Annotated in this window: 20 protein-coding genes; 4 read left to right on the forward strand and 16 right to left on the reverse strand. The window is 52.4% G+C overall.

Annotated features, from left to right (window positions below; genetic code table 11):
* Positions 1 to 2: 2 nt before the first annotated feature.
* The 16 genes from dnaE to rpsB form a co-directional block, all read right to left on the reverse strand.
* Complete coding sequence (gene dnaE / locus JQ822_RS16950; protein ID WP_213134440.1) at positions 3 to 3,485, reverse strand: DNA polymerase III subunit alpha; 3,483 nt, start codon at positions 3,483 to 3,485, stop codon at positions 3 to 5.
* 36 nt (positions 3,486 to 3,521) lie between these two features.
* Positions 3,522 to 4,118 carry a ribonuclease HII gene (gene rnhB / locus JQ822_RS16955; RefSeq protein WP_213134441.1) on the reverse strand — a complete coding sequence of 199 codons (597 nt, stop codon included), beginning with the start codon at positions 4,116 to 4,118 and terminating at the stop codon, positions 3,522 to 3,524.
* A complete protein-coding gene (lpxB, locus tag JQ822_RS16960; RefSeq protein ID WP_213134442.1) occupies positions 4,115 to 5,263 on the reverse strand; it encodes a lipid-A-disaccharide synthase in 1,149 nt (382 codons plus the stop codon). Before lpxB ends, rnhB begins: the two co-directional genes overlap by 4 nt.
* Positions 5,263 to 6,051, reverse strand: coding sequence for an acyl-ACP--UDP-N-acetylglucosamine O-acyltransferase (lpxA, locus tag JQ822_RS16965; protein ID WP_213134443.1), 789 nt, complete (start codon positions 6,049 to 6,051; stop codon positions 5,263 to 5,265). The genes lpxB and lpxA overlap by 1 nt, the downstream gene beginning before the upstream one ends.
* 3 nt (positions 6,052 to 6,054) lie before the next feature.
* Complete coding sequence (gene fabZ / locus JQ822_RS16970) at positions 6,055 to 6,510, reverse strand: 3-hydroxyacyl-ACP dehydratase FabZ (protein WP_000210739.1); 456 nt, start codon at positions 6,508 to 6,510, stop codon at positions 6,055 to 6,057.
* Positions 6,511 to 6,613: 103 nt separating this feature from the next.
* Complete coding sequence (lpxD, locus tag JQ822_RS16975; protein ID WP_213134444.1) at positions 6,614 to 7,639, reverse strand: UDP-3-O-(3-hydroxymyristoyl)glucosamine N-acyltransferase; 1,026 nt, start codon at positions 7,637 to 7,639, stop codon at positions 6,614 to 6,616.
* A gap of 3 nt (positions 7,640 to 7,642) precedes the next feature.
* The gene (gene skp / locus JQ822_RS16980) at positions 7,643 to 8,128 is read right to left on the reverse strand and encodes a molecular chaperone Skp (RefSeq protein ID WP_096758233.1); all 486 of its coding nucleotides are present in this window, start codon (positions 8,126 to 8,128) and stop codon (positions 7,643 to 7,645) included.
* Positions 8,129 to 8,248: 120 nt separating this feature from the next.
* Positions 8,249 to 10,663 (reverse strand): outer membrane protein assembly factor BamA, encoded by a 2,415-nt coding sequence (gene bamA / locus JQ822_RS16985; protein ID WP_135323079.1) that lies wholly within the window; start codon positions 10,661 to 10,663, stop codon positions 8,249 to 8,251.
* 29 nt (positions 10,664 to 10,692) lie between these two features.
* On the reverse strand, positions 10,693 to 12,045 hold the full coding sequence (gene rseP / locus JQ822_RS16990) for a sigma E protease regulator RseP (RefSeq protein WP_135323080.1): 1,353 nt from the start codon (positions 12,043 to 12,045) through the stop codon (positions 10,693 to 10,695).
* An 11-nt stretch (positions 12,046 to 12,056) separates the two neighbouring features.
* Positions 12,057 to 12,914 (reverse strand): phosphatidate cytidylyltransferase, encoded by an 858-nt coding sequence (gene cdsA / locus JQ822_RS16995; protein ID WP_213134445.1) that lies wholly within the window; start codon positions 12,912 to 12,914, stop codon positions 12,057 to 12,059.
* A 12-nt stretch (positions 12,915 to 12,926) separates the two neighbouring features.
* Positions 12,927 to 13,685, reverse strand: a complete 759-nt coding sequence (gene ispU / locus JQ822_RS17000) for a (2E,6E)-farnesyl-diphosphate-specific ditrans,polycis-undecaprenyl-diphosphate synthase (protein ID WP_213134446.1) — start codon at positions 13,683 to 13,685, stop codon at positions 12,927 to 12,929.
* A 188-nt stretch (positions 13,686 to 13,873) separates the two neighbouring features.
* On the reverse strand, positions 13,874 to 15,070 hold the full coding sequence (gene ispC, locus JQ822_RS17005) for a 1-deoxy-D-xylulose-5-phosphate reductoisomerase (protein WP_213134447.1): 1,197 nt from the start codon (positions 15,068 to 15,070) through the stop codon (positions 13,874 to 13,876).
* A 109-nt stretch (positions 15,071 to 15,179) separates the two neighbouring features.
* Complete coding sequence (frr, locus tag JQ822_RS17010) at positions 15,180 to 15,737, reverse strand: ribosome recycling factor (protein ID WP_005132113.1); 558 nt, start codon at positions 15,735 to 15,737, stop codon at positions 15,180 to 15,182.
* 139 nt (positions 15,738 to 15,876) lie between these two features.
* Positions 15,877 to 16,602 (reverse strand): UMP kinase, encoded by a 726-nt coding sequence (gene pyrH / locus JQ822_RS17015; protein ID WP_135323084.1) that lies wholly within the window; start codon positions 16,600 to 16,602, stop codon positions 15,877 to 15,879.
* 146 nt (positions 16,603 to 16,748) lie between these two features.
* The gene (gene tsf / locus JQ822_RS17020; protein WP_213134448.1) at positions 16,749 to 17,600 is read right to left on the reverse strand and encodes a translation elongation factor Ts; all 852 of its coding nucleotides are present in this window, start codon (positions 17,598 to 17,600) and stop codon (positions 16,749 to 16,751) included.
* Between the two features lie 264 nt (positions 17,601 to 17,864).
* Positions 17,865 to 18,590, reverse strand: a complete 726-nt coding sequence (gene rpsB / locus JQ822_RS17025; protein ID WP_016151758.1) for a 30S ribosomal protein S2 — start codon at positions 18,588 to 18,590, stop codon at positions 17,865 to 17,867.
* A 449-nt stretch (positions 18,591 to 19,039) separates the two neighbouring features.
* On the opposite strand from rpsB, the gene map reads away from it, so the two are divergent.
* The 4 genes from map to JQ822_RS17045 all read left to right on the forward strand — a co-directional run bounded on the left by map (position 19,040) and on the right by JQ822_RS17045 (position 23,973).
* Positions 19,040 to 19,834: a type I methionyl aminopeptidase gene (gene map / locus JQ822_RS17030; RefSeq protein ID WP_213134449.1), complete on the forward strand. Its 795-nt coding sequence runs from the start codon at positions 19,040 to 19,042 to the stop codon at positions 19,832 to 19,834.
* A 114-nt stretch (positions 19,835 to 19,948) separates the two neighbouring features.
* Positions 19,949 to 22,621 carry a bifunctional uridylyltransferase/uridylyl-removing protein GlnD gene (glnD, locus tag JQ822_RS17035; protein WP_213134450.1) on the forward strand — a complete coding sequence of 891 codons (2,673 nt, stop codon included), beginning with the start codon at positions 19,949 to 19,951 and terminating at the stop codon, positions 22,619 to 22,621.
* Positions 22,622 to 22,652: 31 nt separating this feature from the next.
* On the forward strand, positions 22,653 to 23,477 hold the full coding sequence (gene dapD / locus JQ822_RS17040) for a 2,3,4,5-tetrahydropyridine-2,6-dicarboxylate N-succinyltransferase (RefSeq protein ID WP_135323088.1): 825 nt from the start codon (positions 22,653 to 22,655) through the stop codon (positions 23,475 to 23,477).
* 109 nt (positions 23,478 to 23,586) lie between these two features.
* Complete coding sequence (locus tag JQ822_RS17045; RefSeq protein ID WP_096758245.1) at positions 23,587 to 23,973, forward strand: DUF3461 family protein; 387 nt, start codon at positions 23,587 to 23,589, stop codon at positions 23,971 to 23,973.
* Positions 23,974 to 23,987 lie beyond the last annotated feature (14 nt).

Below are 23,987 nucleotides of genomic sequence, written 5' to 3' on the forward strand. Positions count from 1 at the left end.
TATTAGTCAAACTCCAGTTCCACCTGCTCCGAACCAATAAGGCCACGGAGATCGTTTAGCAAACGATCGCTCGGAGAGACACGCCACGTCGCGCCAAAACGCAACCGCGCACGTGCATCCGCCCTCTGATAGTAGAGATGTACTGGAATTGTCCCCGAGCGGTGGGGTTCCAGAGACTGACGGAGTCGGTTTAAAAGCTGGTCATCAATTTGCCTGTCCGTCAGCGAGATAGCAAGCCCGCGAGCATATTTTTCCCGGGCTTCGTCAATATCCATGACTTCACGGGCCATCATTTTAAGCCCGCCGCTGAAGTCATCAAAGCTGACCTGTCCGCTGACGATAAGTATGCGGTCTTTTTCCAGCAAATGCTGGTATTTATCCAGGGCCTCGGTAAACAACATCACCTCCAGACGCCCGGAACGGTCATCCAGCGTACAGATGCCGATACGATTGCCGCGCTTGGTGACCATTACCCGCGCAGCAATGACGAGCCCCGCAGCCGTGGTGACTTTACCACGTTCTGTCGGATGCATGTCTTTCAGCCTGTGGCCTCCGACATAGCGCTCAATTTCTTTCAAATACTGATTGATGGGGTGACCCGTCAGGTAAAGCCCTAACGTTTCACGCTCACCGTCTAATACCACCTGTTCCGGCCACGGCGTGCAGTTGGCATAGGATTGTTCAATTTGTTCCGGCTCTTCCGCCAGTACACCAAACATATCGGCCTGACCGATAGCTTCGGCTTTTGCGTGCTGATCGGCGGCTTTAAGCGCATCGTTCAGCGAATTCATCAGCGCGGCGCGATGCGGGCCAAGGCGGTCAAACGCCCCGGACATGATCAGTTTTTCCAGCACCCGACGGTTTAGCTTTTTGATATCCGTACGGGCACAGAGATCGAACAGCTCGCGGAAATAGCCACCTTTGTTACGCGCCTCAATAATAGCTTCAATAGGTCCTTCACCCACGCCTTTTATCGCGCCGATGCCATACACAATCTCGCCATCATCATTCACGTGGAAGTGATACAGCCCGGAGTTGATATCCGGCGGCAGGATTTTCAGCCCCATGCGCCAGCATTCATCCACCAGTCCGACCACTTTCTCGGTGTTATCCATATCAGCGGTCATTACCGCTGCCATAAACTCGGCGGGGTAATGCGCTTTCAGCCATAGCGTCTGGTAGGAGACCAGCGCATAGGCTGCGGAGTGCGATTTGTTAAATCCATAACCGGCGAACTTCTCCACCAGGTCAAAGATTTTTATCGCCAGTTCGCCATCTACACCGCGCTTCCTCGCCCCTTCTTCAAAAGTGCCGCGCTGCTTGGCCATCTCTTCCGGCTTTTTCTTACCCATCGCACGACGCAGCATGTCCGCGCCGCCAAGAGTATAACCAGACAGTTCCTGGGCAATCTGCATGACCTGTTCCTGATACAGGATAATGCCGTAGGTCGGCTCCAGAACAGGTTTCAGGCACTCATGCTGCCATTGTACATCCGGGTAGGATATCTCTTCTCGCCCATGCTTACGGTCGATAAAGTTATCTACCATCCCCGACTGCAGCGGCCCCGGGCGGAACAGCGCCACCAGGGCTATCATATCTTCGAAGCAGTCGGGCTGCAGACGTTTGATCAGATCCTTCATGCCGCGGGATTCAAGCTGGAAGACGGCGGTCGTCTCCGAGCGTTGCAGCATATCAAAACATTTCTTATCGTCGAGCGGGATGGCGGCGATATCAATCGGCTCCAGCCCCTGCTTTGCCCGACGTGGGTTGATCATTTTCAGTGCCCAGTCGATGATAGTCAGCGTACGCAGACCCAGGAAGTCAAACTTCACCAGCCCGGCGTATTCCACGTCATTTTTATCGAACTGGGTTACCGGATGAAGACCTTCTTCATCACAATAGAGCGGAGCAAAATCGGTAATTTTAGTCGGCGCGATAACCACGCCGCCCGCATGCTTACCAGCGTTACGCGTGACGCCTTCCAGCTTACGCGCCATGTCGATCAGCGCCCTGACCTCTTCATCCGCCTCGTAGATTTCTGGTAGTTGCGGCTCAGCCTCAAAGGCTTTTGCCAGCGTCATCCCCGGATCGGGTGGCACCAGTTTCGAAATGCGGTCCACAAACCCGTACGGATGCCCGAGCACGCGGCCTACGTCGCGGATAACCGCTTTTGCCGCCATGGTGCCGAAGGTAATGATCTGCGATACCGCATCGCGGCCATACATCTCCGCCACGTGTTCAATGACCAGGTCGCGTTTCTCCATACAGAAGTCAACGTCGAAGTCGGGCATCGAGACACGTTCCGGGTTAAGGAAACGTTCGAACAGCAGATCAAATTCCAGCGGGTCGAGGTCGGTAATTTTTAGCGCATAAGCCACCAGCGATCCCGCACCGGAACCACGCCCCGGCCCGACCGGCACGCCGTTGTCTTTCGACCACTGGATAAATTCCATTACGATCAGGAAGTAGCCAGGGAAACCCATCTGGTTGATAACCTGAAGTTCAATCTCCAGGCGCTCATCATAGGGCGGGCGTTTCTCCTGGCGCTCGGCTTCGTCCGGGAACAAAAACGCCAGACGCTCTTCCAGCCCTTCGCGCGATTTTGCTACGAGGAAATCCTCGGTGGTCATATCCCCGGTCGGGAACTGCGGCAAGAAGTACTCGCCCAGGCGCACCGTCACGTTACAACGTTTGGCTATCTCAACGGTATTTTGCAGCGCTTCCGGGATGTCGGAAAATAGCTCGCACATCTCCTCTTCGCTACGCATATACTGCTGCGGCGAATAGTTGCGCGGGCGTTTCGGATCATCGAGTGTGAAACCATCGTGGATCGCCACGCGGATCTCGTGTGCGTCGAAATCCCCGGTTTCAAGGAAGCGAACATCGTTGGTCGCCACCACCGGCAGACCGCGCGTTTCAGCCAGAGCTACCGCGGCATGCAGATAATTTTCTTCATCCTGCCTGCCGGTACGGATCAGCTCTAAGAAATAGCAATCCGGGAAGTGTTCTTCATAAAATGCCACGCACTCATCAACCAGGGCGCTATTGCCACGCAACAGGCCACGCCCAACGTCGCCCATGCGACCGCCGGACAGCAAAATCAAACCTTCTTTTAGCTCAACCAGCCAGTCTTTGTCGATGACTGGCCCTTCTGCGCCATAGCCGCGCTGGTAGGCTTTTGAGATAAGCAGCGTGAGATTCTGATAGCCCGTATTATTGGCAGCCAGCACGGTGAGCTGCGTGAGTTCATCGCCAAACTGTTCACTACGAACATGAAAATCAGCGCCAACAATTGGCTTAATGCCCGCACCGTGACCCGCTCCGTAAAACTTCACCAGACCACAAAGGTTGGTGAAATCGGTGATCGCCAGCGCAGGCATGCCCAACGCGGCCGCCTTTTTCACCAGCGGCCCGGTTTTCGCCAGCCCATCAATCATGGAGTAGTCGCTGTGCACCCGCAGGTGGACGAAACGTGGTTCAGACATCTTCAGATTCCGGTTTACTTATTCTTGCCACAAGAATCAGGACGTGAGTCCCAGTGCGCGTTTGACAGGAGCAAAGCTGCGACGGTGATGCTCGATAGCACCGTGTTCAACCAGCGCAGCCAAATGAACAGCGGTTGGATAGCCTTTGTGTTGCGCAAAGCCATACTGCGGAAAAACAGTATCCAGTGCCGCCATCTCAGCATCGCGGGTGACTTTCGCCAGGATTGACGCCGCACTGATCTCCGCCACACGACTGTCCCCTTTTACCACCGCCATCGACGGCATCGGTAAGGCCGGGCAACGATTTCCGTCAATCAGCACGTATTCTGGCGTAATATGCAAACCCGCTACCGCACGCTGCATCGCCAGCATGGTGGCATGCAGAATATTCAACTCGTCAATTTCATGCGGTTCCGCACGTCCAAGACTCCAGCTTAACGCTTTTTCTTTGATTTCATCGTAAAGTGACAGACGACGCTTTTCAGACAATTTTTTGGAGTCGTTGAGACCAATAATCGGACGCGATGGGTCAAGAATGACCGCCGCAGTCACCACGGCCCCAACCAAAGGACCTCGCCCTACTTCATCCACGCCCGCGACTAAATGCGTATGCGGATAAACAAATTCAATCATTGTGCTAACTCCAGGACCGCATCCGCCGCCTGTTCATCGGCATTGCAACGGATCTGCTGGTGCAGTTCACGGAATGTGTCGTGCATTGCATAGCTGGTTTTACCCTTCGCCAGCAACGGCAGTAACGCTTTCGCCAGCGCCTGCGGTTCACACTCTTCCTGCAACAGCTCTTTAACCAGTTCTCTTCCCGCCAGCAGGTTCGGCAACGAAACATAATCGGTTTTCACCAGACGTTTCGCCAGCCAAAAGGTGAAGGGTTTCATACGGTAGCCGACAACCATCGGGCACTTCGCCAGCATACATTCCAGCGCTGCCGTACCCGAAGCCAGCAGCGCGGCATCGCTGGCAACCATCGCTTCGCGTCCCATCCCATTGAGCAGATGTACGGAAAGTTCCGGCGCCACTTCAGCTTTGATGCGCTCAAACTGTTCTCGCCGTTTGGCATTCACCAGCGGCACGACCACTTCAAGATCGGGATACTGCTGGCGTAACAGCTGCGCCGTTTTCAGAAAATCGGCGCTGAGCATCTCCACTTCTGCACCACGGCTTCCGGGTAAAAGCGCCAGGCAGTGTGCATCATGGGGAATACCCAGCACGTCGCGGGCCGCGTTTTTATCCGGATCCAACGGCATGGCGTCTGCCATGGTGTGGCCGATAAAGCGGCACGGGACATTAAATTTGTCATAAAACGCTTTTTCGAAAGGTAGAAAGGCCAGCACCATATTGGTGGATCTGCCTATTTTGAAAACGCGTTTCTGTCGCCATGCCCACACGGAAGGGCTGACGTAATGAATGGTTTTAATGCCCTGTTTTTTCAGGTTCCCTTCAAGGGTAATATTGAAATCAGGTGCATCAATACCGACGAAAACATCCGGCTTGAGGTCGGTGAAGCGGCGAGTCAGATCGGCACGAATATGAAGTAAACGGCGCAGGCGTCCGAGCACTTCAACAATGCCCATCACCGCCAGCTCTTCCATTTCGTACCAGGCTTCGCAGCCTTCGGCCTGCATCAGCGGACCCGCTACGCCAACAAAGCGGGCATTGGGGACACGCGCCTTGAGTGCTCGAATTAATCCGGCACCAAGAATATCGCCGGAGGTTTCTCCGGCGACAAGGGCAATCGTTAAAGGACGCTGTGCAGTCATTAACGAATCAGGCCACGCGTTGAGCGTTCAAAGAAATCGCTGAAAGCTTGAACATCCGGGTACTGCTTCGCCAGTTCGGCGATTTCCGGTTTCGCTTCTTCCAGCGTTTTGCCGCTGCGGTACAACGCTTTGTAGGCATTGCGGATCGCGGTAATTGCTTCGCGGGTGAACCCACGACGCTTCAGACCTTCGATATTGACACCAAATGGCGTCGCGTGGTTGCCCTGGGCAATAACGTACGGCGGAACGTCCTGAGCGACGCCAGAACAACCGCCGACCATCACGTGCGCACCGATGATGCAGAACTGATGCACCGCCGTCATCCCGCCGATAATAACAAAATCATCAAGCGTTACATGTCCGGCAAGCGTGGCGTTATTCGCCAGAATGCAGCGATTACCAATCGTACAATCATGCGCGACGTGTGCGTTGATCATCAGTAAGTTATCGCTGCCCACCTTAGTCAACCCACCGCCCTGCACTGTGCCACGATGAATGGTGACGCTTTCGCGGATGCGGTTGCGATCGCCAATTTCCACGCGGGTTGGCTCACCAGCATACTTCAGATCCTGGTTTACTTCGCCGATGGAGGCAAACTGATAGATCTCATTATCGCGACCAATTTTAGTATGGCCATTCACGACAACGTGAGACTTCAGTACGGTACCCTCACCAATTTCAACGTGGGGTCCAACAATACAAAAAGGACCAATGTGGGCATTAGCACCAATACTGGCGCCCTCTTCCACAATGGCGGTCGGGTGAATAAAGGCGGATTTATCAATCACGTATCAGGCCTCCCGGCTACGGGCACACATCATCGTTGCTTCGCACACAACTTTACCGTCGACCAGCGCAACCCCTTTAAAACGGGTCAGGCCGCGGCGCGTTTTCTCGAAAGTCACTTCCATGATCATCTGATCGCCCGGCACGACAGGACGCTTGAAGCGTGCTTCATCGATACCTGCAAAATAATACAGCTCGCCCGGCTCCAGCTTTCCTACGCTTTTAAACGCCAGAATACCCGTTGCCTGTGCCATTGCTTCCAGAATCAGCACGCCAGGGAAAATCGGTTTACCCGGAAAGTGGCCCTGGAAGAAGGGCTCGTTAACGGATACATTTTTCACTGCGCGCAGAAAACGACCTTCTTCAAAATCCAGCACACGGTCAACCAGCAGAAACGGAAAACGGTGCGGCAGAAGTTCTAAAATCTCTTCAATTTGCAGAGTATGAGTGTTAGTAGTCAAAATACTCTTCCTGTCAAAATATACTAAAAGGCAATAATAACACGGCCTGCCGCAATCGTATGAATGGGACAGGCCGTAAAGTCAGATATGCAAAAAAGGTGCTTTAGTCTTGTTGATTAACCTTGCGTTCAATCGCCTTGAGACGCTTGCTCATATCATCAATATTCATCACCAGTGCAGCTGTTTTACGCCATACCTTGTTGGGTTGTAGCGGAATGCCTGAGGAGTAGACGCCCGGTTCAGTGATAGGACGCATCACCATACCCATGCCAGTCACCGTGACTTTGTCGCATATTTCCATATGCCCATTAATCACGCTGGCGCCGCCAATCATGCAGTAACGGCCAATCTTCAGGCTACCCGCCATAATGACGCCACCGGCTACTGCCGTATTGTCGCCAATCACAACGTTATGCGCAATCTGGCACTGGTTATCAATGATAACACCATTGCCGATCACGGTATCATCCAGAGCACCACGATCGATGGTTGTGCAAGCGCCGATCTCGACACGATCGCCAATAATCACGCGACCAAGCTGCGGGATCTTCACCCAGTTACCACGATCGTTCGCATAGCCAAAGCCGTCAGAACCGACGACAGTGCTGGACTGGATCAGGCAATTTTCACCGATCTGGATGTCGTGGTAAATCGTCACATTCGCCCACAAGCGCGAACCTGCACCGATTTTTGTGTTTTTTCCGACGAAGCTTCCTGCACCGATAACCACGTTATCGCCCAGTTCGACGCCAGACTCGATGACCGCATTTGCGCCAACAGAGACATTCTTACCCAGCTTCGCCGTCGCATCAATTACTGCACTAGGTGCAATGTTCTGCGCCGGCTGAGGCGTGGTATCTAAAATTTGCGCCATTCGTGCATAGGTCAGGTAGGGATTCTTCACTACCAGCGCGGCACTCTTAGCAAAAGGAAGATCGTCCTGCGTCATCACAACGGCAGAAGCCTGGCACAGGCTTAAGTGATCACGGTACTTAGGATTCACCATGAACGTGATATTGCCAGTTTGCGCAGATTGCATGGACGCTACGCCGGTGATGACGATATCGCCATCACCGTGTAATTCTGCATCCAACTGCTCTGCTAAATCAGCCAGTCGAATTGAAGGCATTACTTATTTAACCTGTTTCAGTACGTCAGCGGTGATGTCTTTTACATCGCTGCTGTTGTAAGCAACGGTGTTTGCGTCAACGACCAGATCGATGCTCTGGCTGCTAGCGACAGATTTCACAGCAGTCTGGATACGTGTAACCAGTTTGCCACGTTCTTCGTTGGAACGACGTGCACGATCCTGCTCAAAAGCTTGCGCTTTCTGAGAGAAAGTCTGGCGCTGAGCCATAACGTCTTTTTCCAGCTTGGTACGATCGCTACCTGCTTTCATGGATTGCAGACGCTGCATTTTAGATTGCAGATCGGATTCCATGCGCTGCAGTTCGCTGGCGCGGCCTTTGAACTCGTTTTCCAGCGTGCTAGAAACACCAGTCTTCTGCGCCACCTGTTGGAACAGGCTACCCATATTGACGATTGCAATTTTGTCGGCAGCCTGTGCGGACGTTGCCATCGCTAAACCGAGACCTGCAGCTAATAACCACTTTTTCACAATAAACTCCTTACCATCCCATTTGCACCCGAAGGTACAGTTCTTTGCGTGGCCAGACGATCCCGCAGGATCGCCTAAAGTCATCGCTACACTACCACTACATTCCTTTGCGAAGAACAGTTACCAGGTTTTACCAATGTTAAACTGGAACTGCTCTGCTTTGTCTCCATCGTACTTTTTGAACGGCTGGGCGTAGGAGAAGACCAACGGCCCCAATGGGGACATCCATTGTAACGCGATACCAGCAGACATACGGATATTGCTCGGATCGCTGTAATCTGGATAACCAGAGTACTTAGCCGAATCCCAGTTGGTATCCCAGACGGTACCCATATCCCAGAAGAAGGAGGTACGGACCGAGTTGGCATACTTGTCGCTAATAAACGGCGTTGGGGTAATAAACTCCAGGCTGGCGACAGCCATGGCGTTACCGCCCACTGCATCGTCTGATTTACACGGTGACGTATTGGTGGTGTCACATTCGTTGTCATAATCGTCATCATTATTATAACGATTCGCTGGTAAATAGACGGCTTTTGGACCAATGGTGTTGGACTGGAAACCACGCACGGTACTGGAACCACCGGCATAGAAGTTTTCATAGAACGGCATCTCTTTGCCGCCAATACCATCACCGTAGCCCCATTTGGTACGACCCAGAACAACCCACTTGTGGTCATCATCGATCGGTACATAGGTCGCGGTATCCAACGTCGCTTTGTAGTATTCATTATCAGAACCCGGAACGGTGACTTTACCGTTCAGGTTGACACGCGTACCTTCCGTTGGGAAATACCCACGGTCCAGCTTGTTATATGTCCAACCGTAGTTGAAGGTGAAATCGTCTGATTTGAAGCTATCAGCGTCAGGATTCTCGCCCATGGAAACCAGATAACGTTGCATTGCAACCTGCGGATCCATGTTAGACAAGGAGTTGTGCACATAACCCAGACCAGCACGCAACGTGTTGTATTCGTTGATCGGGAAGCCCAGCGTTACGTCTGTACCATAACTTTTGTTGGTATAGTCAGACAGGTCTGCGTCATCCGCTTCAAAGTCGTTATAGAAGACGCGGCCGCCAAGGCTCACACCATCAACGGTGAAGTACGGGTTGGTTACAGACAACTCAGTATAGGTCTGGTAATCATTTTTGGTGCCGTTAATACCGACCGAATACCCGGTACCTAACCAGTTATCCTGCTGAACGCCCGCCTGGAAGCTCACGCCGCTCTCGGTACCGTAACCGACACCGAAGTTAAAGCTACCGGTGTTACGTTCTTTCACCTTGTAGACCACATCAACCTGATCCGGGCTGCCCGGAATACGTTGAGTATCGGTGTCTACGGTTTCGAAGTAGCCCAGACGGTTCAGACGCTCTTTACCTTGATCGACCAGATCGCTACCCAGCCATGCGCCTTCCATCTGACGCATTTCGCGACGCAGGACGGAGTCTTTAGAGGTATCGTTACCTTCAAAGCGGATCTTACGCACGTAGAAACGGTTACCCGCATCGACGTTTACACGTAATTTAACCGTCTTGTCGGCATCGTTGATTTCAGGCTGCGACTGTACGCGCGGGTAAGCATAACCATAGCGACCCAGAAGCTTCTTAATATCATCTTCCATTTTGGTCACTTTGGTGCCGTTATAGAGTTCCCCCGGTTCGATTTTCGTCAGGGTCTCAATTTCGGCAGAGTGTCCGGCCAAGTTACCGCTCACCTGAACCCCAGAAAGCTTGTACTGCTCGCCTTCTGTGATGTTGACGGTGATATAGATACCTTTCTTATCCGGCGTCAGGCTGACCTGCGTGGAGTCAATATTGAAGCGAGCATAACCGCGATCCAGATAGTAGCTGCGCAGGGTTTCAAGGTCGCCCGCCAGTTTTTGTTTCTGGTATTTACGATCGCCCACCACGTTCCACCACGGCACTTCATCGCGCAGCTGGAAGTGAGAGATAAGCTCGTCGGTTGTAAAGGCATGGTTACCGACGATGTTGATCTGTTGGATCTTCGCCGAAACACCTTCCTGGAACACCAGTTTGAGGTCAACGCGGTTACGCGGCAACGGCGTCACCACCGCTTTCACACTGGCGCTGTACTTACCGACGCTATAGTAGAAATCTTCCAGGCCTTTTTCGATATCGGCAAGCGTTGTGCGATCCAGAGACTCGCCAACACGCACACCAGACGCCTCGAGGTTTTGCTTCAGCATGTCATCTTTCACCGATTTGTTACCGGAGAAAGTGATGCTGGCAATCGTCGGACGTTCTTTTACCTGAACCAGAAGGGTATCACCATCGCGCAGGACGCGGACATCCTCAAAGTTACCGGTGGCGAACAGAGCACGAATGGTATTACTGATATCTTCATCATTAACCGTGTCGCCTGTGCGCACCGGCATACTGAGGAGAGCCGCACCAACGGCGACTCGCTGTAGGCCTTCGAAATGAATGTCCTTCACGACGAACCCTTCAGCACCGTATACGGTGGCGCTGCTAAACAGCAGCGACGCTATGAGCAACTTTTTCATCGCCATCGTTATTATGCGTTCTTCCTAACACTCTCTTACAACCGAGAGAAATCATTGAAAAGTGCAAGCCCCATTAACAACACCAGCAAAATTGAGCCAATGCGATAACTAAAGTCTTGAACACGCTCGGATACCGGACCGCCCTTCAGCTTTTCAATCGCCAGGAACAGCAGATGCCCCCCGTCAAGAACGGGCAACGGAAACAGGTTAATTATTCCTAAGTTCACGCTGATAAGCGCAAGGAACATCAGGTAATAAATCACCCCGAACTCCGCTGACATCCCAGCCCCCTGGGCGATAGAAATCGGCCCACTGAGGTTGTTCAGTTTTACATCACCGGTAATCAATTTTCCCAGCATACTGACCGTCAGCTTCATCAACTGCCACGTTTTATCCGAGGCTTCGAGGATGGCGCTGAATGGCCCATACTGGCGTACAGTCTTATACTCATCAGGCAGAGGAATAATTTTAGGCACGACGCCCGCAAAACCTTCTTCCTGACCGTTACCCGGTTTTGAGTCCGGGGTTAACGTCAAAGACAAGGAACTCCCCTGCCTTTCAATTTCTAGCGCTAACGGCTTATTCGGATTATCGCGCACCAGCGTCACGAACGTCATCCATTGCGTTAGCGGCTGACCATTGACTTTAACGATCCTGTCGCCAGCTTGCAAACCCGCCTTACTTGCCGCGGAGTTAACCTGCACTTCTGACAGCACAGGTTCAATCTGCGGGCCACGTGGACGAATCCCCAAACTTGTGACGGGATCCTGTTTGTCTGGCTCAAACGCCCATTGGCGCAAATCCAGCGTTTTGTCCTGTCGCTGGTTACTGCCAAACGGTGCCACGCTGAGGATAGTCTGCTCATCGCCGATTTTGGAGACCAGCTGCAATCTCACGGTATCCCAATCAGGGGTTTCGATACCATCAACCGCTTTTAGTTCCGTGCCAGGTTGAATTTGCGCCTGTGCGGCAATCGAGTTGGGTGTTATTTCACCAACAACCGGACGCACGCCAGGAACACCGATGATAAACACCAGCCAGTAGGCAAAAATAGCAAAAAGGAAGTTAGCAATTGGACCTGCGGCAATAATGGCAGCGCGTTGTCCAACCGTTTTATTGTTGAACGCGTGGTGGCGCAGTTCCGGTATCACCGGCTCAGCACGCTCATCCAGCATTTTGACGTAGCCGCCGAGGGGGATCAGGGCGATGACGTATTCGGTGCCTAATCTGTCGGTGCGGCGCCACAGCGCCTTTCCAAAGCCAATGGAAAAGCGCTCAACGCGGACTCCGCAGCGCCGGGCAACCCAGAAATGACCAAATTCGTGCACGGTGATAAGCACACCCAGTGCGACGATGAATGCAGCCAGATTCCAGAGAATACTCAGCATAAGACCATCCGTTAAAGCGTCCTGAATACCAGTAACAGCAGACAAGCGAAGACCGGTACCGCAGCCGTCAGGCTATCAATACGATCCAGAATGCCGCCGTGCCCTGGAATTAAGTGACCGCTGTCCTTAATACCTGCTTCACGCTTAAACATACTCTCAGTCAAGTCACCCAGCACCGAGGCCAGGGCCGCAACGATAGAGCAAATGAGCAAGGTGACAGGCGCGACATCAAGATTCGCCCACATACCATAACCCCATGAGATCACGGCCGCAGTGGCGAGTCCGCCAATAAAACCTTGCCAGGTTTTACCTGGAGAAACCTTCGGCGCCAGCTTATGTTTGCCAAACAGCTTACCAAACATATATGCACCGGAATCCGCTCCCCAGACGAGGATCATGACATACAGCAGCCATATCGCGCCACTATAATGATTCTCATCATAATGCCAGGCGCGTAGCGCCAGCATTCCCCAAAAGAAAGGGACAATGGTTAACACGCCGAAAATTATGCGTAATGTTTTGGAATTACGCCAGACCGACGCAGAACCAGGATAAAACAGCACCAGCAACAGCGCTACACCCCACCAGCCCAATGACGCCCAAAGCGACACTTCTACCAGCGGCTGATGAATATTGTGATGATATTCAGGCAGTAAAAACAGCATCAGTGCCAGCAAAAGCCCGCACAAAACCGCCAGCCAGACTCGCTGTGTGCGAGTGGTGAAACCGCTAAACTGTCCCCATTCCCACGCAGCCAGCATACATACGACCAGCGTAACAATAGCGAACCCCACCGGCGGTAATAGAAACAGAACCGCGATGACTACGGGTATTAAAACAAAAGCAGAAATCAGGCGATACTTCAGCAAAAGCGACCCCCATCAGGCTTTTTCATCACCGGGTTCGGTGCCGCCGAAACGACGCTCTCGATTAGCAAAGGCATGCAGCGCACCTTCAAAGTCTTGTTCATCGAAATCGGGCCAGAGAACATCCGTAAAGTAAAGTTCAGCATAGGCAATTTGCCACAGCAAAAAATTACTGATGCGATGCTCTCCCCCAGTCCTTATCACTAAATCCACAGGAGCCAGCTCATGCATACAAACTTGCTGACCAAGCATCTCTTCGTCAATTTGCTCAGGACGCAGCAGACCGTCTTGCACCTGTTGCGCCAGTAGCCTGACTCCCTGGACAATATCCCAGCGTCCGCCGTAATTCGCGGCAATATTCAGCGTTAACCCGGTATTCTGGGCGGTAAGCGCTTCCGACTTGCGAATCCGTTCTTGCAAACGTGAGTTAAATCGACTGATATCCCCGATAATACGCAGACGAACGTTATGGCGATGCAGGTTTTTCACTTCACTATCAAGTGCCCACACGAATAATTCCATTAACGCGCTCACTTCCTGCGCAGGTCGGTTCCAGTTCTCACTGCTAAAGGCATACAGCGTTAACGCATCAATACCGTTATTGGCAGCAAAAGAGACAGCCCGGCGGACGGATTTTGCTCCGGCCTTGTGCCCAAAGGCGCGAATCTTCCCTTGCTTTTTCGCCCAGCGGCCATTGCCATCCATAATAATGGCTACATGGCGACAGCCATGTGCTGGCAAATTTTCGCTTAATGGTTGAGTTGCAGACAACATAACGCGTTTTTAGTCCCTGAAAGGATTTAACGGTACTCAGGAATACTGAAGCCCATCCACAAAAAAGCCGTGTCAAACCACGGCTTACCCGGCCGAAAAAATGCCAATACCAGCGATCGGGTGGCGCAGACTATATCACCGAAGCCCAACGCTAACAAATAGCACGATCCTCTGTAGAGGGATAATCATCAGCTTGAGAGTCGCATCACTTGTTTTCTGGCGACGTCCCGAGCAGCGGCATCGACCCTCAGCACATCATCAACGCTCCGGGGTTCCTGCAAATCCATCTTTTCCAGTACGGATAAATTGAGCTCGGCAATATCAGTAAATCGAATTTGTTGCGCCAGAAATGCAGCAACGGTAATTTCATTCGCGGCGTTCAGCGCGGTGGTCGCCGCTTGCCCTTGCTCAAACGCGTCCATTGCCAGTTTCAGGCACGGATAGCGTTGGTAATCCGGTGCGGAAAACGTCAACGCACTGAGTTTGCAAAAGTCGACAGGCTTGACACCAGACGTGACACGTTCCGGCCATGCCATCGTATGGGCAATAGGTGTGCGCATATCAGGCTCACCCAGCTGCGCCAGAACGCTACCATCCTGATAACGAACCATCGAATGAATAACCGACTGCGGATGAATCAGCACTTCCATCTGGCTTGCACTGGCATTAAACAACCAGCGCGCTTCAATGTATTCCAGACCTTTATTCATCATGGTGGCAGAATCGACAGAGATTTTTCGTCCCATCGACCAGTTCGGATGACGGCATGCTTGATCGGGGGTCATTGAAACCAGATCGTGCAATGGCGTTTCACGGAAAGGGCCACCAGACCCGGTTAGCAGAATGGACATGACGCCATTTTGCTCAAGGTCAGCGTATCCCAGATTGTGTTGAATAGGTTGGGGTAAACTCTGAAAAATCGCGTTATGTTCGCTATCTACCGGCAAAAGCTGTGCTTTATGGCGCTTAACATCATCCATAAACAAGCGACCACAGGTTACCAGCGATTCTTTATTCGCCAGTAAAATGCTTTTGCCTGCACGAATTGCCGCAAGCGTTGGCAACAGTCCCGCAGCACCGACAATCGCCGCCATAATCTGATCGACATCATCCAGCGCAGCCATCTCACAGGCCGCCTGTTGTCCGCTCATCACTTCGGTACGACTTCCCTGCTCCTGCAGAGCAGCTTTCACCAGCGCCGCGCTTTTTTCATCGTCCATAACCGCATAGCGGGGAGAGAACTCCAGACACTGCTCGACCATACGGGCGACATTTTTACCCGCAACCAGCGCAGCAACGCGAAACGTTTCCGGGTTATGGCGTACGACATCCAGCGTACTGCAACCAATAGAACCGGTTGAGCCGAGAATGGTTAATTGCTTCATCAGACATCCAGAAGAATTTTACCCTTTAGGGGGTAGGCAGGATAAAAGCAAAACGCCGCCTTCCAGCCTTTGCAGGCCTTCTGAGCGGCGTTTTAAGCGTACAGGCGAATCAGAACTGCATCAGTTCCGCTTCTTTCTCTGCCAGCGCCGCATCCACTTTCTTGATAGCGGCGTCAGTCAGTTTCTGTACGTCGTCCTGAGAACGGCGATCGTCATCTTCGCTGATCTCTTTATCTTTCAACAGCGCTTTCACTTTGTCGTTGGCATCACGGCGAACGTTACGCACGGCAACACGCGCGCCTTCTGCTTCGCCGCGCACGATCTTGGTCAGATCTTTACGACGTTCTTCGGTCAGCGGCGGCAGCGGAACGCGAATGTCAGAGCCCGCAGAGCTTGGGTTCAGGCCGAGGTCGGAAGCCATAATCGCTTTCTCAACGGCCGGGCCCATAGAACGGTCAAACACGTTGATTTTCAGAGTACGGGAATCTTCAACCGTTACGCTTGCCAGCTGACGCAGCGGAGTTGGCGTGCCGTAATATTCCACGATAATGCCGTCCAGCAGGCTGGGAGAAGCACGACCTGTGCGAATTTTGCTGATTTGGTTTTTGAACGCTTCGACGCATTTGTCCATGCGTACTTCAGCATCTTTTCTGATATCGTTGATCACGTTACGAATCCTTGAAAGCTGGTTTCAGTCAGACCATACCCACCACGCGAGATGTGACAAGTATAGTCTTGATTAATTTTGAGGGACGTATCCCGCGACATTAAAGCGGAATATTACCTGCATTTAGCCGCAACGGGAATTATTCCGTGATTAACGTGCCTTCTTTTTCACCCATCACAACGCGACGCAATGCACCCGGTTTGTTCATGTTGAAGACACGAATCGGCAATTTATGGTCACGAGCCAGCGTGAACGCTGCCAGATCCATCACTTTCAGCTCTTTATCCAGAACCTCTGTATAGGTCAGCTGTTCGTACATGGTCGCGGTAGGATCTTTCGCCGGATCGGCGGTAAACACGCCGTCCACTTTGGTGGCTTTCAGTACCACATCGGCTTCGATTTCAATACCGCGCAGGCAGGCTGCGGAATCGGTAGTGAAGAACGGGTTGCCGGTACCGGCCGCCAGGATAACAACACGGTTGTTACGCAGCAGGCTAATAGCTTCCGCCCAGCTGTAGTTATCGCACACGCCGTTCAGAGGGATTGCGGACATCAGGCGAGCGTTCACATAGGCGCGGTGAAGCGCATCGCGCATCGCCAAACCGTTCATTACGGTGGCCAACATGCCCATGTGGTCGCCCACAACGCGGTTCATTCCCGCTTTCGCCAGACCAGCACCACGGAACAGGTTACCGCCACCAATCACTACGCCAACCTGAATACCCAGTTCAACCAGTTCTTTGATTTCCTGAGCCATACGGTCAAGTATGCTTGCATCAATACCGAAGCCTTCTGAACCTTGCAGAGCTTCGCCACTTAACTTAAGCAGAATACGTTTGTAGACGGGTTTTGCATTGGTAGCCATGTTTCTTTCCTGAGACTGTCAACGAATGAGATGAGTTAATACCGGCGACATTGTATGTCGCTTTTCAGCGTCGCCACTATAGCGATTCACCGAATTTACAAGTCAGACACAAAAAGAAGCCGCCCTCAGGCGGCTCCTTTAGAAAATTAAGACTGCTTGGACATCGCAGCAACTTCTGCTGCAAAGTCAGTCTCAACTTTCTCGATACCTTCACCCACTTCAAAGCGGATGAAGCCAGTTACGTCTGCATTGTGCTCTTTCAGCAGCTGAGCAACAGATTTGCTCGGCTCCATAACGAAAGGCTGACCAGTCAGAGAAACTTCGCCGGTGAATTTCTTCATGCGGCCTTCAACCATTTTCTCTGCGATTTCTTTCGGCTTACCAGACTGCATCGCGATATCCAGCTGAACCTGGTATTCTTTCTCTACCACTTCAGCAGACACGTCTTCTGGCTTAACGAATTCAGGCTTGCTTGCAGCAATGTGCATTGCCAGCTGTTTAACCAACTCTTCGTCTGCGCCTTTAGCCGCAACCAGAACACCGATACGCGCACCGTGCTGGTATGAACCCAGTACGTCGCCTTCGATGGAAGCAACACGACGGATGTTGATGTTCTCACCGATTTTAGCAACCAGCGCAACACGTTCTTCTTCGAACTGTGCTTTCAGAACTTCAACGTCAGTGATTTTGCCCGCGATTGCAGCATCCAGAACTTTGTCTGCAAATGCCTGGAAACCACCATCTTTAGCAACGAAGTCAGTCTGGCAGTTAACTTCCAGAATGATACCGTAGTTGCCGTCGATTTTGGTTTTGATCACGCCGTCAGCAGCAACGTTGCCTGCTTTTTTCGCCGCTTTGATCGCACCAGATTTACGCATGTTTTCGATTGCCAGCTCAATGTCGCCATTAGCTTCAGTCAGTGCTTTTTTGCAATCCATCATGCCTGCGCCAGTACGCTCACGCAGCTCTTTTACCAGGGATGCGGTAATTTCAGCCATTCTAAAATCCTCGGAAGATTTGATCTGCCCGGCCAGAACCGCACAGATTTAAAAGTGAAAAAGGGGGCCATATACAGGCCCCCTAACCAAACGTGATACTACCTGGCCTATATCCGTCATTCTTCAAGCTGCTGGTGCGTTGTTTTCCTTACTCACCCCAGTCACTTACTGACGTAAGCTCCGGGGGGATTCGTTGCGTCAACGCCTTCCAGCAACTCGAATTATCCAGGATATATAAGGGGTCGCTCTTACGAGCGTGCCTTATTATTCAGCTTCTACGAAGCTTTCTTCCGCCTGGGAAGCCAGATCCTGAGAACGGCCTTCACGAACGGTAGTAGCTACAGCGCCCAGGTACAGGGTCACAGCACGGATTGCGTCGTCGTTACCCGGGATAACGAAGTCAACACCGTCCGGATCAGAGTTGGTATCAACGATTGCAAATACCGGGATACCCAGGTTGTTTGCTTCTTTGATAGCAATGTGCTCATGGTCAGCATCGATTACGAACAGAGCGTCCGGCAGACCGCCCATGTCTTTGATACCGCCCAGGCTGTTTTCCAGTTTCTCAAGCTCACGGGTGCGCATCAGCGCTTCTTTCTTGGTCAGCTTTTCGAAAGTACCGTCCTGAGACTGAGTTTCCAGATCTTTCAGACGTTTGATGGACTGACGAACGGTTTTCCAGTTAGTCAGCATACCGCCCAACCAGCGATGGTTCACGAAGAACTGGTCGCAGTTGTTAGCAGCTTCTTTCACCGCTTCGCTTGCAGCGCGTTTAGTACCAACGAAAAGGATTTTACCTTTACGAGCAGAGATCTTGTTCAGTTCAGCCAGAGCTTCGTTGAACATCGGTACAGTTTTCTCAAGGTTGATGATGTGAACTTTGTTACGCGCACCGAAGATGAAAGGCTTCATTTTCGGGTTCCAGTAACGGGTCTGGTGACCGAAGTGAACACCAGCCTTGAGCATGTCGCGCATGGAAACAGTTGCCATGATTAAAACCTCTATATATAAAAGTTGGGGTTAAGCCTCCACGCATCCCATATTACCGACCCCAAAGGGCACCCCGGAATATGTGCCGATACGTGTGTGTTGTTACACAAAGTGAGATTTGTCGCTCCCGCCCATCGTGTGTAGTCTTCGAATGGATCGGAAGTCCGGCGCGCTTTATACCACAAATACGCCATCGACACCAATAATTGTTGGCGGTCTGTGCCGAATGAACGATGAATTTCGTGTTACAGGAAGGCGGCAAATTTTTGACTCTCCAGGAGCTTACATGTAGTAAGTGACTGGAGTGAAAAAATACAGCCAACGCACCTGTCGCACGAAAGGCGAAGTTCAGAATGATTCTCAATTTGGCAGGGTACACCCCAGACTGATACCATTGGCACCACTTACACAATTATTGTCGAAATCATCGACACTGATGGACAGAATTCATGGCTATCTCAATCAAGACCCCTGAAGAAATCGAAAAAATGCGCGTCGCTGGCCGCCTGGCCGCCGAAGTACTGGAAATGATCGAACCGTTTATCAAACCGGGCGTCAGCACCGGTGAACTGGACAGGATCTGTAATGACTACATCGTGAACGAGCAGCAGGCTATCTCTGCGTGCCTGGGCTACCACGGTTATCCTAAATCCGTGTGTATCTCCATTAATGAAGTGGTATGCCACGGGATCCCGGACGACGCTAAACACCTGAAAGATGGTGATATCGTCAACATCGACGTGACCGTGATTAAAGACGAGTTCCACGGCGACACGTCCAAAATGTTCATCGTCGGCAAACCGACGATTCTGGGTGAGCGCCTGTGTCGCGTAACGCAGGAAAGCCTCTACCTGGGCATTAAAATGGTGAAACCAGGCATTCGCCTGCGCACTATCGGCGCGGCCATTCAGAAATATGCGGAAGGTGAAGGCTTCTCGGTGGTGCGTGAATACTGTGGTCACGGTATCGGTCGCGGCTTCCATGAAGAACCTCAGGTTCTGCATTACGATGCAGATGATGGCGGTGTGGTGCTGCAACCGGGTATGACTTTCACCATTGAACCCATGCTGAACTCCGGTGATTACCGCATCCGTACCATGAAAGATGGCTGGACGGTGAAAACCAAAGACCGTAGCTTGTCTGCGCAGTACGAGCATACTATTGTGGTGACGGAAAACGGCTGTGAAATTCTGACGTTACGCAAGGATGACACCATCCCTGCGATCATCACTCACGACGAATAATGTTTTGCCTGATGGCGATGCTTTTGCATCTTATCAGGCCTACAAATTGCACTATCTCGTAGGCCGGATAAGGCGCTTTTGCCGTTATCCGGCTTTTTTAATGGGTGGCGCATAATGAATACTCTTCCTGAACAACACACAAATACTGCCCTCCCCACCCTACCTGGCCAACCGCAAAACCCCGGAACCTGGCCTCAGCACGATCTCAACTGTATCGGCATAAAAGCGCATATCGATACGTTCCAGAGCTGGTTAGGCGAAGCCTTTGACAGCGGTGTTTCCGCAGAACAGTTGATTGAAGCCCGCACCGAGTTTATTGACCAACTGCTACAGCGCCTGTGGATTGAAGCCGGTTTCGGTCAGATTGCCGATCTGGCGCTGGTTGCCGTCGGCGGCTACGGGCGCGGCGAACTGCATCCGCTTTCCGATATCGACCTGCTGATTCTGAGCCGTAAAAAACTGCCTGACGCGCAGGCCGAAAAAGTCGGCGAGCTATTAACGCTGCTATGGGACGTGAGACTGGAGGTTGGTCACAGCGTGCGTACGCTGGAAGAGTGTCTACTGGAAGGACTGTCGGATTTAACCGTCGCTACCAACCTGATTGAAACGCGTTTGCTAATTGGCGACGTGGCGCTGTTTCTTGAGTTACAAAAACATATTTTTAGCGAAGGTTTCTGGCCCTCCGATAAGTTTTACGCCGCCAAAGTGGAAGAGCAAAACCTGCGCCACCAGCGCTATCACGGCACCAGCTACAATCTGGAGCCGGATATCAAAAGCAGCCCCGGTGGCCTGCGCGATATTCATACTCTGCAATGGGTCGCACGCCGCCATTTTGGCGCCACTTCGCTGGATGAAATGGTCGGCTTCGGCTTCTTGACGCTGGCGGAACGCGCCGAACTGAATGAGTGTCTGCACATCCTCTGGCGCATTCGCTTCGCGCTGCATCTGGTGGTTACGCGTTACGATAACCGTCTGCTGTTTGACCGTCAGCTTAGCGTAGCGCAACGGCTAAACTACGGCGGTGAAGGCAATGAGCCAATCGAGCGGATGATGAAAGACTATTTTCGGGTCACGCGAAGGGTCAGTGAACTGAACCACATGCTGCTGCAGTTGTTTGATGAGGCGATCCTCGCCCTGTCCGCAGATGAAAAACCGCGCCCGATCGATGACGACTTTCAGCTACGCGGCACGTTAATTGATTTGCGTAACGACGATCTGTTTATCCGCGAACCGGAAGCGATTCTACGGATGTTTTACACCATGGTGCGTAACAGCGCGATAACCGGTATATATTCCACCACGCTGCGCCATTTGCGCCATGCCCGCCGCCATCTGACCCAGCCGCTGTGCTACATCCCGGAAGCGCGTTCGCTGTTTCTCAGCATGTTACGCCACCCGGGGGCGGTGAGCCGCGGCCTGCTGCCGATGCATCGCCACAGCGTATTGTGGGCTTATATGCCGCAGTGGTCGCACATTGTCGGCCAAATGCAGTTTGACCTGTTTCATGCCTATACGGTGGATGAACATACGATTCGCGTGATGCTAAAGCTGGAAAGCTTTGCCAAAGAAGAAACCCGCCAGCGCCATCCGCTGTGTGTCGATCTCTGGCCACGCCTGCGCCAGCCGGAGCTAATTCTGATTGCCGCGCTGTTCCACGATATCGCCAAAGGTCGCGGTGGCGACCACTCGGTTCTCGGCGCCCAGGACGTGCTCAAGTTCGCCGAGCTGCACGGGCTGAACTCCCGCGAAACGAATCTGGTCGCCTGGCTGGTGCGCCAGCATCTACTGATGTCGGTGACCGCCCAGCGCCGCGATATTCAGGACCCCGAAGTCATCAAACAATTCGCCGAAGAGGTGCAAACGGAACACCGACTGCGCTTCCTGGTATGCCTGACGGTAGCGGATATTTGCGCCACCAACGAAACGCTGTGGAACAGCTGGAAACAAAGCCTGCTACGTGAGCTGTACTTCGCGACGGAAAAACAGCTGCGTCGTGGTATGCAAAACACGCCGGATATGCGCGAACGCGTGCGCCATCATCAGTTGCAAGCGCTGGCGCTGCTGCGCATGGACAACATTGATGAAGAAGCGCTGCACCATATCTGGTCGCGCTGTCGCGCCAACTATTTCGTGCGCCATAGCCCAAACCAGCTGGCCTGGCATGCACGTCATCTGTTACAGCACGACATGAACAAGCCGCTGATTTTACTCAGCCCGCAGGCCACGCGCGGCGGAACGGAGATTTTCATCTGGAGCCCGGACCGCCCCTATCTGTTTGCCGCGGTCTGCGCCGAGTTGGATCGGCGTAATCTTAGCGTCCACGATGCGCAGATTTTTACCACCCGCGACGGGATGGCGATGGATACGTTTATCGTGCTGGAGCCGGACGGCAGTCCGCTATCGTCAGACCGCCACGAAGCGATCCGCTCAGGGTTGGAGCAGGCGATCACCCAACGCAGTTGGCAGCCGCCGCAACCGCGTCGCCAGCCGGCAAAATTACGTCACTTTACCGTCGATACCGAGGTGACTTTTCTGCCGACCCATACCGACCGAAAATCATTCCTTGAGGTTATCGCTCTTGACCAGCCCGGCCTGCTGGCGCGGGTCGGACAGATTTTTGCCGATCTGGGAATTTCGCTGCATGGCGCCCGAATTACAACCATTGGCGAGCGAGTAGAAGATTTATTCATAATCGCGACAGCCGACCGGCGTGCCCTTAATAATGAGCTGCAGCAGGAAGTACATCAACGGTTGACAGAGGCCCTCAATCCAAACGATAAAGGGTGATGTGTTTATTTATTATGGAAAGAGTTTAACAATGCAGCAGTTACAGAACGTTATTGAGTCCGCTTTCGAGCGCCGCGCCGATATCACTCCGGCAAATGTAGATACCGTAACCCGTGAAGCGGTTAATCAGGTTATTTCTCTGCTGGATTCCGGTGCGCTGCGTGTTGCAGAAAAGATTGAGGGTCAGTGGGTCACGCACCAGTGGCTGAAGAAAGCGGTATTGCTCTCTTTTCGTATTAACGACAACCAGGTTATCGACGGCGCGGAAAGCCGCTACTTCGATAAAGTGCCGATGAAATTCGCCAACTACGACGAAGCGCGCTTCCAGAAAGAAGGCTTCCGCGTGGTTCCGCCAGCGTCCGTACGTCAGGGGGCTTATATTGCACGTAACACCGTGCTGATGCCGTCTTACGTCAATATCGGCGCATACGTTGACGAGGGTTCGATGGTCGATACATGGGCGACCGTCGGCTCCTGCGCGCAAATTGGTAAAAACGTTCACCTGTCAGGCGGCGTTGGCATCGGCGGCGTACTGGAACCGTTACAGGCGAACCCGACCATCATCGAAGACAACTGTTTCATCGGTGCGCGTTCTGAAGTGGTAGAAGGCGTGATCGTCGAAGAAGGCTCCGTTATCTCCATGGGTGTATACCTGGGACAGAGCACCAAAATCTATGACCGCGAAACCGGCGAAGTTTTCTATGGCCGCGTTCCAGCAGGTTCGGTTGTGGTATCGGGCAACCTGCCGTCAAAAGATGGTAAATACAGCCTGTACTGCGCGGTGATCGTCAAGAAAGTCGACGCCAAAACGCGTGGCAAAGTCGGGATTAACGAGCTGTTGCGTACCATCGACTAACGGCAATTTGAAAAAGCGGGCTTAGCCCGCTTTTTTTACATCTGCGAGTGGCATAAACAAGGCTTTTCGTTAATTATTCAATGGTTATAGTGAGCTTAAGGGTACCGCTATGTATGACAATCTGAAGAGTCTGGGCATTACCAATCCTGAAGAGATCGATCGTTACAGCCTGCGGCAAGAAGCCAACAACGATATCCTGAAAATCTATTTCCAGAAGGATAAAGGCGAGTTTTTTGCCAAGAGCGTTAAGTTTAAGTATCCCCGTCAGCGTAAAACCGTGGTTGCCGATGGCATCGGCCAGGGTTACAAAGAGGTGCAGGAGATCAGCCCAAACCTACGCTATGTGATCGATGAACTGGATCAGATCTGCCAACGCGATCGCAGTGAAGTCGATCTTAAACGCAAGATCCTCGATGACTTACGTCATCTGGAAAGCGTCGTGACCAACAAGATCAGCGAAATTGAATCCGATCTGGAAAAACTGACGCGTAAATAGCATGACGATTGTTA

The sequence above is a fragment of the Citrobacter sp. FP75 genome (assembly GCF_018342065.1).
In the GTDB taxonomy this organism is placed as follows: Bacteria; Pseudomonadota; Gammaproteobacteria; order Enterobacterales; family Enterobacteriaceae; genus Citrobacter.

What these genes read in the sequence shown, in the direction of transcription:
- dapD (WP_135323088.1), top strand. Translation starts at nt 22,653, where the DNA reads ATGCAGCAGTTACAGAACGTTATTGAGTCCGCTTTCGAGCGCCGCGCC.
- glnD (WP_213134450.1), top strand. Translation starts at nt 19,949, where the DNA reads ATGAATACTCTTCCTGAACAACACACAAATACTGCCCTCCCCACCCTA.
- map (WP_213134449.1), top strand. Translation starts at nt 19,040, where the DNA reads ATGGCTATCTCAATCAAGACCCCTGAAGAAATCGAAAAAATGCGCGTC.
- ispC (WP_213134447.1), bottom strand. Translation starts at nt 15,070, where the DNA reads ATGAAGCAATTAACCATTCTCGGCTCAACCGGTTCTATTGGTTGCAGT.
- pyrH (WP_135323084.1), bottom strand. Translation starts at nt 16,602, where the DNA reads ATGGCTACCAATGCAAAACCCGTCTACAAACGTATTCTGCTTAAGTTA.
- bamA (WP_135323079.1), bottom strand. Translation starts at nt 10,663, where the DNA reads ATGGCGATGAAAAAGTTGCTCATAGCGTCGCTGCTGTTTAGCAGCGCC.
- lpxB (WP_213134442.1), bottom strand. Translation starts at nt 5,263, where the DNA reads ATGACTGCACAGCGTCCTTTAACGATTGCCCTTGTCGCCGGAGAAACC.
- rseP (WP_135323080.1), bottom strand. Translation starts at nt 12,045, where the DNA reads ATGCTGAGTATTCTCTGGAATCTGGCTGCATTCATCGTCGCACTGGGT.
- dnaE (WP_213134440.1), bottom strand. Translation starts at nt 3,485, where the DNA reads ATGTCTGAACCACGTTTCGTCCACCTGCGGGTGCACAGCGACTACTCC.
- rnhB (WP_213134441.1), bottom strand. Translation starts at nt 4,118, where the DNA reads ATGATTGAATTTGTTTATCCGCATACGCATTTAGTCGCGGGCGTGGAT.
- tsf (WP_213134448.1), bottom strand. Translation starts at nt 17,600, where the DNA reads ATGGCTGAAATTACCGCATCCCTGGTAAAAGAGCTGCGTGAGCGTACT.
- ispU (WP_213134446.1), bottom strand. Translation starts at nt 13,685, where the DNA reads ATGTTGTCTGCAACTCAACCATTAAGCGAAAATTTGCCAGCACATGGC.
- JQ822_RS17045 (WP_096758245.1), top strand. Translation starts at nt 23,587, where the DNA reads ATGTATGACAATCTGAAGAGTCTGGGCATTACCAATCCTGAAGAGATC.
- lpxD (WP_213134444.1), bottom strand. Translation starts at nt 7,639, where the DNA reads ATGCCTTCAATTCGACTGGCTGATTTAGCAGAGCAGTTGGATGCAGAA.
- rpsB (WP_016151758.1), bottom strand. Translation starts at nt 18,590, where the DNA reads ATGGCAACTGTTTCCATGCGCGACATGCTCAAGGCTGGTGTTCACTTC.